Origin of the sequence: Oscillatoria sp. HE19RPO, from assembly GCF_024220515.1 — a bacterium.
Lineage (GTDB): Bacteria > Cyanobacteriota > Cyanobacteriia > Cyanobacteriales > Laspinemataceae > Laspinema.
Window position 1 is genome coordinate 1 of sequence record NZ_JAMXOT010000139.1, and the last position, 13,092, is coordinate 13,092.

General features: G+C 47.1%; 12 protein-coding genes. 6 read left to right on the top strand and 6 right to left on the bottom strand.

Annotated elements, in window-relative coordinates; genetic code table 11:
- Window positions 1-199: 199 nt before the first annotated feature.
- Complete coding sequence (locus NG833_RS13315) at window positions 200-493, top strand: hypothetical protein (RefSeq protein WP_254565771.1); 294 nt, start codon at window positions 200-202, stop codon at window positions 491-493.
- A 120-nt stretch (window positions 494-613) separates the two neighbouring features.
- On the opposite strand, the gene NG833_RS13320 is transcribed toward NG833_RS13315, so the two are convergent.
- Entirely contained in the window at window positions 614-865 is a 252-nt protein-coding gene (locus NG833_RS13320; protein WP_254565772.1) for a UPF0175 family protein, read from the bottom strand.
- 320 nt (window positions 866-1,185) lie between these two features.
- On the opposite strand from NG833_RS13320, the gene NG833_RS13325 reads away from it, so the two are divergent.
- The 3 genes from NG833_RS13325 (at window position 1,186) to NG833_RS13335 (ending at window position 2,692) form a co-directional block, all read left to right on the top strand.
- Window positions 1,186-1,389, top strand: a complete 204-nt coding sequence (locus NG833_RS13325) for a hypothetical protein (protein WP_254565773.1) — start codon at window positions 1,186-1,188, stop codon at window positions 1,387-1,389.
- A complete protein-coding gene (locus NG833_RS13330) occupies window positions 1,355-1,966 on the top strand; it encodes a Uma2 family endonuclease (protein WP_254565774.1) in 612 nt (203 codons plus the stop codon). The genes NG833_RS13325 and NG833_RS13330 overlap by 35 nt, the downstream gene beginning before the upstream one ends.
- A gap of 114 nt (window positions 1,967-2,080) precedes the next feature.
- Window positions 2,081-2,692, top strand: coding sequence for a Uma2 family endonuclease (locus NG833_RS13335; RefSeq protein ID WP_254565775.1), 612 nt, complete (start codon window positions 2,081-2,083; stop codon window positions 2,690-2,692).
- Between the two features lie 171 nt (window positions 2,693-2,863).
- Here NG833_RS13335 and NG833_RS13340 read toward each other — a convergent pair whose 3' ends face one another.
- The 3 genes from NG833_RS13340 to NG833_RS13350 form a co-directional block, all read right to left on the bottom strand.
- Window positions 2,864-4,021 carry a succinylglutamate desuccinylase/aspartoacylase family protein gene (locus NG833_RS13340; RefSeq protein WP_254565776.1) on the bottom strand — a complete coding sequence of 386 codons (1,158 nt, stop codon included), beginning with the start codon at window positions 4,019-4,021 and terminating at the stop codon, window positions 2,864-2,866.
- A gap of 122 nt (window positions 4,022-4,143) precedes the next feature.
- Window positions 4,144-7,146, bottom strand: a complete 3,003-nt coding sequence (pgmB, locus tag NG833_RS13345) for a beta-phosphoglucomutase (RefSeq protein WP_254565777.1) — start codon at window positions 7,144-7,146, stop codon at window positions 4,144-4,146.
- Between the two features lie 819 nt (window positions 7,147-7,965).
- Window positions 7,966-8,664 carry a hypothetical protein gene (locus NG833_RS13350; RefSeq protein WP_254565778.1) on the bottom strand — a complete coding sequence of 233 codons (699 nt, stop codon included), beginning with the start codon at window positions 8,662-8,664 and terminating at the stop codon, window positions 7,966-7,968.
- Between the two features lie 629 nt (window positions 8,665-9,293).
- Here NG833_RS13350 and NG833_RS13355 point away from each other — a divergent pair.
- Together NG833_RS13355 and NG833_RS13360 are read left to right on the top strand one after the other, a co-directional pair.
- Window positions 9,294-10,004 (top strand): hypothetical protein, encoded by a 711-nt coding sequence (locus tag NG833_RS13355; protein ID WP_254565779.1) that lies wholly within the window; start codon window positions 9,294-9,296, stop codon window positions 10,002-10,004.
- Window positions 10,005-10,766: 762 nt separating this feature from the next.
- Window positions 10,767-11,144, top strand: coding sequence for a hypothetical protein (locus tag NG833_RS13360; protein ID WP_015148469.1), 378 nt, complete (start codon window positions 10,767-10,769; stop codon window positions 11,142-11,144).
- Window positions 11,145-11,571: 427 nt separating this feature from the next.
- Here the strand turns inward: NG833_RS13360 and NG833_RS13365 are convergent, their stop codons facing one another.
- Complete coding sequence (locus NG833_RS13365; protein WP_254565780.1) at window positions 11,572-12,153, bottom strand: DUF305 domain-containing protein; 582 nt, start codon at window positions 12,151-12,153, stop codon at window positions 11,572-11,574.
- 433 nt (window positions 12,154-12,586) lie between these two features.
- On the bottom strand, window positions 12,587-12,847 hold the full coding sequence (locus tag NG833_RS13370; protein WP_254565781.1) for an HNH endonuclease: 261 nt from the start codon (window positions 12,845-12,847) through the stop codon (window positions 12,587-12,589).
- Window positions 12,848-13,092 lie beyond the last annotated feature (245 nt).

Sequence of the window (13,092 nt, forward strand, 5' to 3'; positions counted from 1 at the left end):
CCGCTACAGGAAATCTACCCCATGTAGGGGCGATTCGGGAATCGCCCGTGACTCCATACAGGCGATTCGCGAATCGCCGCTACAGGAAATCTACCCCATGTAGGGGCGATTCGGGAATCGCCCGTGACTCCATACAGGCGATTCGCGAATCGCCGCTACAGGAAATCTACCCCATGTAGGGGCGATTCGGGAATCGCCCGTGACTCCAATACATACAGGCGATTCGCGAATCGCCGCTACAGGAAATCTACCCCATGTAGGGGCGATTCGGGAATCGCCCGTGACTCCAATACATACAGGCGATTCGCGAATCGCCGCTACAGGAAATCTATGTGTAGGGGCGATTCGGGAATCGCCCGTGACTCCAATACATACAGGCGATCGCGCGAATCGCCGCTACAGGAAATCTATGTGTAGGGGCGATTCGGGAATCGCCCGTGACTCCATACAGGCGATTCGCGAATCGCCGCTACAGGAAATCTACCCTATGTAGGGGCGATTCGGGAATCGCCCGTGACTCCATACAGGCGATTCCCGAATCGCGGCGTAAGGAAACCTACGAGATGCTCGACTATGGCAAGATTGGAAAGGGCAGATGTGTCACTAACGATAATCATAGCCAGCCGCGATCGCGCAGGTGCTGAACATCCTGTTCCAACTCGGCTACATCGTAGTGAACACAGATGTTACGCTCTGCCAGCAGCTTTTGAAACTCCATGATTTCCATTGTGGCAATTTTGCTGGCACGGCTGAGGGAAATCCGCTCTTGCTCAAACAAGGCGACAGCAATTTCCCTCAGCGAGTCATTCTGGTTAAAGAGTTCAGTTTGGCTCAGGCTATCCGGGAGGTTCAGGGTTATTTTCATACAATCACCCTCGCACATTTTTCTCCCCACCCGCAGAAGTGAGGAGTTGTTGAATCAGAAAGAGAGCAGCTTCGATGGGTTGTTCATTCATTGCCGCACTGATAGAGACAGCAACTCTATTTTAACCCATCAGAGCAACCCAGAAACCGGGTTTCTTTCTTCAATCTTCGGGGAGAATCACAGATGCTGCTAGAAACCCGGTTTCTTGTCCCTCCAAGTTGATGCCGCGTACTCTTAGAAACCGCGTTTCCTGGACCCTGCTAAAATGAGAAGATGAATCCATCCCTAACCCGGAGCTTTATGGACCCTTGAGAGGGCTGATGAGTTCGCTCACAGGAGTCCGTTTAACGAATCTGGCTGGCTGTGAGAAATGGCGATCGGCTGTTGTTGGTGATGAATTGGCGATCGCTGCTGACTCCAGCATCACCTATTTTGTCCCCCAGCAATGGATTCAAGTTCAATCCCTCAATTACCTAAAAGTAAAAAAACATGATTCAGACCCTTACAAAACCTATCTCGTTTGATGAATTTGTAGCCTGGTATCCAGAAAATGCCGCCTGTAAATATGAATTACACAACGGAAGGATTGTAGAAATGCCTTTAGGAACGGGTGCCCACTCTAATATTACGGGTTTTATCAGCTTAAAACTAGGAGTGCAAATTGAGCGTCACGAATTACCTTACTCTATTCCCGGTGATTGCTTGCTGAAACCCTTGGAGGATGAGTCGGGTTATCAGCCTGATATTATTGTCCTGGATCGAGAGCAACTAAGCAAGGAACCCCGGTGGCAAAAAGAGTCAATTATTACCCTAGGGAATTCAGTGCGATTAGTGGTAGAAGTAGTGAGTACCAATTGGAAAAACGATTATCTAATAAAGTCCGGAGATTATGAATCAATGGGTATCCCCGAATACTGGATTGTAGACTATCTAGGTTTAGGGGGTCGGCGCTTTATTGGTTATCCTAAATCTCCGACTATTTCGGTTTATAGCATGGTTGATGGCGAGTATGAAGTCCGGCAATTCCGAGATGATGACAGGGTTGAGTCTTTGGCTTTCCCGGAATTACAATTAACAGCGGCGCAAATTTTTCAGGCATAATTTTTTGACAACAGAAAAACCCAACAGGATAGACCCTCTGTACCAAACCACCCCTCTTTTGCCCCAGCAATGGATTCCCATTCAATCCCTAACTTACCCATGAGTAAACAAACTATGACTCAGACCCTTACAAAACCCATCTCTTTTGATGAATTTGTAGTCTGGTATCCAGAAAATGCCGACTGTAAATATGAATTACACAACGGAAAGATTGTAGAAATGCCTTTAGGAACGGGTGCACACTCTAATATTACGGGTTTTATCACGGGTGAACTCCATTTGGAAATCAGACGACTAAAATCACCTTACTCTATTCCCGGTGATTGCTTGCTGAAACCCTTGGAGGGTGATTCGGGTTATCAGCCTGATATTATTGTCCTCGATAAAGAGCAATTAAGCAACGAACCCCGGTGGCAGAAAGAGTCTATCATTACCCTAGGGAACTCGGTGCAGCTAGTGGTAGAAGTAGTGAGTACCAATTGGAAAAATGATTATCTAATAAAGTTGGGGCATTATGAATCAATGGGAATCCCAGAATACTGGATTGTAGACTATCTAGGTTTAGGGGGTCGGCGCTTTATTGGTTATCCTAAATCTCCGACTATTTCGGTTTATAGCATGGTGGATGGCGAGTATGAAGTCCGGCAATTCCGAAATGATGACAGGGTTGAGTCTTTAGCTTTCCCGGAATTACAATTAACAGCGGCACAAATTTTTCAAGCCTGATTTTTAGACGACAGAAAAATCCAGCACGATAAACCATCTATAACATTGAAACCTAAATGTAGAGGCGATTCGCGAATCGCCTCTACATTTAGGCTTTACCTTTCACAAAATCATAAAATTTGGAACTGTTTTTTGTCAATTGTAGGCTGGGTTTCATATCAATAATTAAGGTTAAGTTTTCCAGAACCCCTCTAGGTTTCCCTGAAAAATTGTTAAAACATAATCCCCCTGATTGGCCGAATAATTACTGCTGACATCGGCGATTAAGCCCGGTTCTACGGCAGGAATGTCGATGATTTGGGGGAGTTCTCCAGTTTTGTTAAAACTTAAGAGTTGGTAAAGGCAGTCGCCTTTTTTAACTACGGTTCCCAAGGGTAAACGGTTTTGAATCATTCCTCCGGCGGTGGCATAATATTTCCGGATGCGGTCTTTGGCGATGAAAAGGACTGAATGAAAGGCTGTTTCCGGCAGGGGAAATCCGGGAATATTTAACATCCCTTTTTGTGCCAAATAGTTCTGAATTCCTCGCACTCCTTTGGCGACGGATTGCGGATTCATCTGCATTCCGGTGCCGAGTTCCAAGGTCCAGGATTCGACATCAAACTGGATAGGTTTTCCCTGTTTGGCAAAACTATTTTCTAATGCCAGCCAAGGTTTCATCCCCGCTTCATCGAAGGCATCGCCATCATATTCGGTCATCAGAATTGCATAATCAAGCAGAAAGGCTTTGGAGCTTTCCTCTCGGGAATTAAAATAATAAAGATAATCTAGTCCTTGATTGGTGGAACTGTGGCAGTCAATGACATAATTGGCATCTAAACTCAGGGATTGTAATTGATAGCGATACTGTTCGACGAAGGGAACGCCACTGGCAGCGTTGATGTCTTTTTGGAGTTGATGAAATTTTTTGAGGATTATCTTTCGATATTTTTTTTCTATTTCTTCTGGATTCAAATTAATTTGAGAGGTGGCAAACTCCTGAATGTCTGTGGTTTCTTTTTCGTAATCCCAAAAGATTCGATTCCAGTCTTTGCCATCATAGCTGTGATAACGTCCGCTGGAAAAATGTTGCGATCGCTGATTAATTCCCAGAGGATTACAAACTGGAACCAGCCAAATCTCGCCATGAATTTGACTGTCATCTACCCCCTGCAAAAACTCTATCAGTTGATGAATCACCGCATTTCCGGCAATTTCTGCGCCATGTAAATTAGACTGAATATAGGCTTTGGGACCGGGATTGTCTCCAATGAATTTATAAACCTGGATAAACAAGCGATCGCCTGAAGCAAGTTGAACAATAGGAATTGTCTCAATAATCGGCAGCATACAACCTTAACCCTTGCATATTTAGCGTTGAAATTGTACAACAAAAAGACACGGCTTTTTTGGCCGTGTCTTCTTTACAGAGTTAACCCAATTCCCGAGTTAACCTCAAACTAGAACCTGAATTACAGAGATCCTGCACCAATCCGATCGCCGATCGCCGCTAAATCCCCAGGCAACAGGGTGGTTTGTGCGAGTTTGTCCAGCAAATCCTTCCACTGGATATACTCTAACGAAGGCAGCACTAAATCCGCATCCTGGAAGCGTTCCACCGGACCCAATCCGACGGCCCACATTCCTGCTGCTTTCGCCGCTTCTACCCCGGAGTCTGCATCTTCAAAGACGATACACTCTGCCGCAGGAATCCCCAACAGTTCTGCCGCATGGAGGAACAAATCTGGGGCGGGTTTTGAGCGCGATACACTATGTCCATCAGCGATCGCCTGAACCAGATGTCCAATTCCCAAGCGTTCCACCACCATGTGAGCATTTTTGCTCGATGACCCGATCGCCACCTTCATCCCTGCCGCTTGCAGTTCCATCAAAAATTCCCGTGCTCCCGGTAACAAATCCTGGGGACCAATCTCCGCTACCAAGTCTACATAGTAACGGTTTTTGCGGTCCATCATCTCCTGCATTTGCGCTTCCGGAACTTGGCGACTGCCTAGCAAGGTTAACAGAGACTCCCGACGTGCTAACCCGCGCATCGCTTCATTCGCCTCGCGATCGAAGGGAATTCCCTCCTCATCCGCCAGTTGCTTCCAGCCTAAATAATGGTATTCTGCCGTATCCGTCAGCACCCCATCCAAATCAAAAATCACCCCGCGTAACCCGTCGCGCAAAGCAGTTGCTGTGATTTCCGACCCGTGAGACGTGGTTTTCTGACCCTCTAGGGAGGCACTCTCCTGTTTAATATCAAACTCATACCAGCGATCGCGCCAGGAGAGTTTGAACTTCAGACGAGTCCATCCTGGGGGTAAGTGAGGATTGGCGATCGGACCGCGTTCCGTGAGACGAATTCCGGCAAACCCAAACACGACTGCCTGCCAAACTCCTCCCGTGGAAGCTGCGTGAATCCCCTCACAAGCATTCCCCCGGACATCTTCTAAATCAACTAATGCCGCCCGCATGAAGTGTTGATATGCCTCCATCGGTTGATCCAATTGTGCGGCTAAAACCGCATGGATTGCCGGACCGAGACTCGATCCATATACATGATCGGTCCGGGGACAGTAATAATCCCAGTTCGCTTGCAGAGTTTGGGAATCATAGCGATCGCCCAACAGATACAGCAACATCAACACATCCGGCTGTTTGAGAATCTGGCATTGACTGGTTGCCTCAATTCCCAAAAGCGCCTGCATCGACTGCTGACGCGGTTCGTAATCCGCCAAATTCACATCTTTGAGGGCGAAAAAGCCTTCCGATTGCTCAATTAACCCCGTCTCTGAGGGGGTAGGCAGGTAAATCCGCTCAATCACATGGTGCCAATGGGTGAGGCGTTTGGCATCGAGATCCAGTTGCTGCACCAATGCCTGTGCCCGATCCGGTGCGAACTCCTGTAACCAGTTCAATACCTGCTGTGCGGTTTCCAGATGCCATTGCATCATCCGGTTGGTGAAGGTATTGTTATTGACGCGATCGTGATTTTCGTCGGGTCCAATTACGTCACGGACTTCATAACAGTTGCGATCGCCATTCCATTCCGCGCGACTTCCCCAGAATACTGCCGTATCCAGGATTAATTCTGCGCCATACTCTGCCATCCAGGCGTCATCCCCGGTGATTTGCCAGTAGTTCCAGGCGGCATAAGCGACATCGGTGGTGATGTGCAGTTCGATGTCCCCACACCAAATCCGCACCAATTCTTTGCCTTCCGCATCCGGGACCCAACGGGGGGTGACTTCATCCCCGGTATCGGCGCTTTCCCAGGCAAACATCGCCCCTTCATACCCGGAATCTGCCGCTTTGCGACGAGCACCAGGGAGGGTGTGGTAGCGATAAGTTAGCGCATTTTTGGCGACTGCCGGTTGGGTGTAGCTTAAAAAGGGCAGCAGAAAAATTTCCGTATCCCAAAAAACGTGACCCCGGTAAGCAAACCCCGATAACGTTTTTGCGGGAATGCTGACATGACTATCATGATGGGGGGCCGCTTGCAACAATTGGAACAGGTTATAGCGGATTGCCTGTTGCGCTTTGAGGTCCCCTTCGATGACCACATCGGATTGTTCCCAGAGGCGGTCCCAGGCGGCAATATGTTCGTCGCGCAGGGTGTCGTAGTCGGAGAGTTGACTGAGTTTGGCGATCGCCGCTTGAGTAGGGGCCTCAGTTTCCCGGGAGGTGTAAATCGTCACCAATTTTTCCACCGTTACCGTTTCTCCCCGGTTGCCTTCAAAGCGGGTAGTGAGAGTGGGATATCCCGGGGTCGTCATCGCCAACACTGGAAAGGCTTGCTGTTGGGCGTTTTTAACTGAGAGTTGGGTTGCCATTCCCAACTCAATTCCACTGTGTAACGTAGACAACTGCATCCAAACCCCATCCACTTCTGAGGGAAGGAGGGAAAAGGGGAGGGCACTGGTGGATTGATCGGTTTTGACGGGAGTCAACCCTTGTGTGATCCATTTCCAATGCTTGATTCCTTGGTTATCCGGGTGTCCATCGAGTCCCGCTTGGATTTCCACGATATCGGAGAAATCCACCGGGGTAACCGAGAGTCGGATGGCGGCGACATGGTGTTCGGCAAGACTGGTAAACCGCTCAAAATGGAGGTCTAGGGTTTTTCCTAGGGGACTGCGCCAGCGAATTTGGCGGCTGAGAATGCCACGTCGCATATCCAGTTGCCGTTCGTAGTGCAGGATTTCGCCGCGATCGAGGCTGAAGTATTCGCCACCGACAGACACCACCATCGGCAGCCAATCGGGACAATTTGCCAGTTCCGTATGGACGATCGCGACCTTATCATACACCCCATTAATTAAGGTGGCCGGTTTTGCGCCCGGATAGCCTTCCTCGAAGGTTCCACGAGTGCCCAGATAGCCATTTCCTAGGGTAAAAACTGTTTCGTGATGATGCGGTTCGCGGGAAGGGTCAAAGTTGCGTTCGGTGATTGTCCAATCGGTTGCGTACATCGGTATCCGTTGAGGTAATTCTACTTAACTATTGGAGGGTTCTGGCTGTAAAAACAAGTCAGGGAGCGTTTTTACTTCCAGGTGGCGATCGCAGATGGGTCTTTTAGGAGATTTTGCCTAAAATCTTCCCTACGATCTGTTCTTCTATTTATAGAATCCCTCTCCGGATAGATGTAACTATCAAAATGCTAAAAAACTCAACAAAACGATACAAAATTACATAAAGTCAAGAAATGCTTATTATTTTGGGAAAAATCACCGAAAATTTGCTATAATTAGCCCACATTAAATCAGGAAACGTTGACACTAAATATCTTGCCAACTTTCTCGTCAGGGGTAATTCCTTAAACCCGGTTCTAACACCGACTTTACCGATGGTCTAGGGGCCTGCTACGGAGTGGATTCATTCAGGAAATTTGATTTAAAATCTAACCCATCAATGGGGTAGTGTAGTTACAATTGCTACCCTAAAAATAGGACCCGTTAATCAGGAGCGAGAGAGGCTGATAAACCCTAATCTAGTCCTTCAAACCCACTCCCTCTCTCGTGAGTTGAGCGATGTTCCGTGAGGGCAATTCCCACCCTGGATCTGAGGGTGAACACTTGACGAACGGTTATTGAAAAGAGAGAGGATTTCTCCACGGGATTTAATCCAGGATGTAGAACAGGATTATTATAAGGAATACTATATTTGCGAACTCTGAAATGTTAGGGGATTGAGGGGGTAACCGGGGAATGAGAGTGGGTTTCTTTGTACCTCATTCCGGGTGAATACCTGGCTTTCGATTAATTCTGCTTCGCCGTAGAGAGGTGGCGCAGTTATCCGGCGTAAACCGAGTCCTCCCGCAGTCGCCGATCGCGCTTCACCTCTTGACGAGGGGGTGTGTTCTCCTTAAATTCCCGATGAGGACGCATATCCCACCGTCTTTCAAAAAAAATCACCAAAGTACCAGTCATAATCAAACCTGTCACCAGATATTCCCATCCACTGAATGCCGGTAAAATCCCTATCCCCAAAAAATGAAATCCTGCTGCCAAGAAGGTACTGCGCGATCGCAATGCCCATCCGGTTCCCATATAACCCAGCCCACATAATGCCAACCATAAGGGACATAGACGGATTAAAATGTCTCCCCACCCATAAACAATACTGGCATCGGTTAAAAGGGTTCCCCCCACCATCAGGAATACCCACCAATAAACGGTCCAGCGTACTTCTTCTACAGTTACCCAAAACCAGCTTAAGTAGCACATGATTGCCGTTGCCGCCAGAGTGAGGATAGACCAAGCGACTGCTTGGGTTGTCCAATTAATTTGGAAAAATTGGGCAGTCAAGAAGATAGCTGCCGTCACCAATGCCCAAACCATCATGCTTTGATCAATGCGGGTATAAAATTGCTTGAAGATACTCCGTCCTCCAATCTTCCACCGGATTCGCCATAATCCTTTGCAATCCTGAATCGTACTCGGATCGGGTTTTTTGGAAAAAATGGGTTGGTTTGTCGGAAAAAAACTCATGTCACACTCTCTGTTAAACGTCGATCGGTTTTATAGTTCAACGTTAACAATTTTGAGAGTTGTCTTACATCACCAATAAGGCATGAATCCTCGAATTTATGATAAATTGATTCAAGATATATCTGTGGGTATATCTTAGGGGTACTAAGAACTATTCTTTGAGGATTGGGTTCGGAATTGTTGCTATTTGAAGAACCACAAATTTGACAAAAACTCCCTTATATAAAATGCGTCAAACCCAATGTTATTCGCTCTTTTAGGAATTTATGACCGGGCTAATCACCACCCGCTTAAACCCGGGGATGCCCGACCCCTAACCCCAGAAAATTTCCGGAAGAGTTTCTAGAATTATGCAAATCCGGGAGAGGGCAACCCTAAGTATAAAGCGTCAAAACCGGACAAAAATCTAACTCGGGGTAGACCCTGGGAGATTTTGAGTCCATTGCCCCAATTTCCATCTGGGGATAGAGAAGCCTCCCGAATCACACTCGTCAGTTAGGGCCTCCATCAGAAAATCCCTCTTGGGATTGCGATCGCCGTGACGAAACGCAGGCACAGATGCAATAATGCAACTTGTGGCAAATCATGCCCATGCTCACTCAAAGGTTAAATCCAAACTCTAGGTAAAAATGCCAGCCGACTGCGAGATGAACCGTGACCCCCTCCCCAGCAACCCCCCCCAAACCACCGGAACCCTAGAATCCCGGCTAATTGTGCTGGTCCCTATTTTAGTCGGCGTCACCGTCATATTATCTGCATGGCGACTGTTGTTGGGGGTCGCCGTGATCTCTGGACTGGGATGGGCGTGGAAACAATATCAACAAAAACAACAACAGCGACTCGCCACCCTCAATGCCCTATTTTATCAATTAATCCAAGATAACCAGGGACGCCTGACGGCCCTAGACTTTGCCATGCATGGGGACATTTCTGGGACTGAAGCGCAAGAATATTTAGAGGAACGGGCTCGCGAGTTCGCCGCAGGATATGAAATCACTGATAATGGGGGCATGGTCTACTGTTTTTCCAGTATTAAATTGCCGGAACGCTACCAAACCATCGATGTCGCCAGCGTCCCCGCGATGGCTGAACCAGAAGTCCCCAAAGCCGTAGCCCCGAAAAAGCAAAAGCGCCGGGTCGTGTTGCCACCGCCGATGAATCAGACTGAACTGGCAACAAGGTTGGGGGTGCATCCGACTACGGTGAGTAAAAATAAGAACAAACCCGAATTTCTCGACTGGAGTCGGGAGAAGGACCCGGCAGGATTTGCCTGGACTTATGCACCGGCAACTAAGCAGTTCTTTGCGATCGAGTCCGAGGGCGATCGCAAATCCAAGTAATGTGAATCGGGAAAAGTGAGAAACATATAGGTAAAGCCCCCAATGGCCTCGGTCAAGGTTTTAGGTGTCGGCCCTGGGCAGAAGCGGCGTCACCCGCCTCATTAGCTCAAGCTTGGCCTCGGGAAAAATTTCTCTAACTCCCCTCGAACTTTTTCCGATAACTGCTCGTCCAAACTAGATTTTAGCTAAAATAAGGGCTGGAAATGCCCAATTGGTTAGCAAAAAATTAATCAAAACTGGATTGACATCTACCCTATGCTTGTGTCATAACTTATATAACTCTCAAAATTTATCCATTGAGAGAACTCAAAACAGGGCAAGCACATCCACTAAAGCCGAGTAAAATCGTTTAACTTGAAACAGCCGCGAAAGTTGCTGAATGACCAACTTTCCTGCAGTCCCCATCGGGGAAAGAGACCCAGAGCGATCGCCGGGTCTAAAAAATCGGGCGATCGCCTAAGAACTGATACATCATCAGGCGGCTGGATGATCTCCCCCACCCAAACTCTCATCACCGTCTTAAGGGCCGCTACAGCTAGGGAAAAGCAACCATTTCTCTAGGGTCCCGCAACACGGGTTAACTGTTAGATCAGGCTGCCAACCCGTTGCCCGATACCGACTGGATAGAGGTCATTCGAGTAGAGAATTGTAGTCCCTTATAGGGCGATGGATTTTCTATTAGGTGATGAAATCCTTTCTAACTGGCCCACTTAAACTTCAATATTTTCACACCCAGCTAAATTTTCCCAAAGGAATCAAACAATGTTTAACCATTCAGTTCGTAAAATGTTAGCAGTAGCTCTGATCTCAGTTCCCGTCATTTGGTCCGGAGGAACCTATAGCGCGCAAGCTCAAGATGCTGAGGATGTAGAATTTATGCTGATTAATGAGACCGATCGCGTCTTAACACATTTTTACGTTTCCCCTACAGAGTCCGATGACTGGGGACCCGACATTTTGCTAGATGGCGTGATCATGCCAGGAGAAAGTACAACTGTCATCATTCAAGATGGCTTAGACACCTGTAACTATGACTTAATGGCAACATTTGGAGAGGGTGAAGGTGTTGGATCCGGAGACGTTTATCAAACGGGTATTAACGTTTGTGAAACATCCGAATATACCTATAGTAATAACTAACCGAGTCCTACACTTTACCTAAAACCCGCCCATTCAACTCTGAAATACAACACTGAGGGGTTGCAGATTTGAATGGGCGATTCTCTAATTCTACAAGAGACGGGGAGCATCTGGCGACCCCTGAGCAGTAGGGAGCAAGATGCTCCCATTCCTTGTCGCTATCCGTGCCTGATAACTAGGGGAACCGCTAGTACAGATGGGCAAAAGAACATCATCAGAATAAGAGGAAGAGGCAGATGATCCCATGTCAGGGGCCATTCTCATGTTAGATCTCAACTTAATTAATTATGCCTAAGCCCTCAAGCTGACTATAGGCTCTAGCCACGGTAACAATGCTTGTATGTTGAGTTATTTTCTCCACTCCCACATCGGCATTCTTGGCGATCGCTTCTTTCTCTATAAAGTCTGATACTAAAGTCTTAACCTACTATTCGGGAACTCCCGAGAACTCTGGCAGCGGTCTTGCTTCTAACTCAGCTTGTGTCGTCACCAAACCGTTTTCTCCAATGTCAGAAATCAGCCACTCCATCTCTCTAATCTCTCGCCGCTGGGCTTCGATGATTTCATCGGCCAGTTCACGCACACGAAGATCCTGAATCTGTGCTCGCTCACTGGTCAAAATGGCAATTGAATGGTGGGGAATCATGCCTTCCATATAATCGACATCGCTCACCGTGATCTGACTGCGTACCAGCCAGAGTGAAGCCCCAAACAGCACAAGGGCACCTATGTAGATAGCGATGTTAACCGTCCGGCTTTTATACATATGCAGCATATATGACAGCATAATTACCATCATTGCCGCACCCATGATCAGTGCCATGAAGACTCGTGTTTCACTAAACCAGGCATGACCCAGAATTTGGTACGAATGCAGGTACATTAAAAAAAACATTACAACGATTGAGGTTCCAATCATTGCAAAGTACCTGATGTAACTACCCTGCATTCCTTGGTGGTGGTGCTCAGTCCCTGCGTGTTCTTCCATCGTGTTGTTGGCGCTATTCATTTGGTTTTGGTCTTCTCCGTGGGAATAAAAGAATGAAAAAAGAACTTTTACAAGCTAATATGTTCTACTTGAAAGATCGCGATCGCCGTAAGATGTCATGCGGCCTCAATTGCCTGAGTCATACTATATGTCATATATAAAATTGAGTACAGTGTTCACATTCCACTGCACAAGCCATAGCTTCATCGAAGCTAGATTGATATTTTTGGTGATTGAGAAGCATGAGCGTTCTCCCTCAATTAAATTTTATAATAAAAACTTTAAGATGACAAAGCCTCCATTTACATCTCTCCAGAGTATGAAGCTCAATTTCTTACGGATTGAATAGGGTAATTTCATCCTCATTTCATAATTGGATGGTAATGAACGTAGACCTGGACAGTTGAAGGCCCTTCTCTACTTATCTCACAAAACTTTTCACTGTCCAGGAATTTTAGCGATTAACTTTAATCCGTTTATCCGGCTTTTGCTTCTTCACCCAAGCTAGAAACTTCTTCATTTGGGGTTCTTCCTGGAGTTTTTCCACGGTATTCAGTTCTTGCGCCAGTCGAGCATTATCAAAGAGTGCATGAACCTGACGATGACAAGCTGAACAAATATCAACCGTCGGACCTTTTGCACCATCTTTTTGTTTCGGAATCAGGTGATGAACCGTGAGGTTCTCCATCTCTCGTTGGCAGAGTCCACACTGCATAGCATTCAAGGGAGAATAGGTATAAAAAAACAGAACTTCCGCATTGTTGAAAAACAGACCCTAAATGTAGAGGCGATTCGCGAATCGCCTCTACATTTAGGGTTCGAGGGGATTCCAACAAATAAATCATCCTTGCTTTGATGCGATCGCACCTAACAAGGCTCTTTTAGCCCGCGCAGGCACCGCTTTGTCCGTGTAGCCCCAGGCTTGAGCCTGCGGGTTTTTTGAAGGTTTTATTTTTTGGA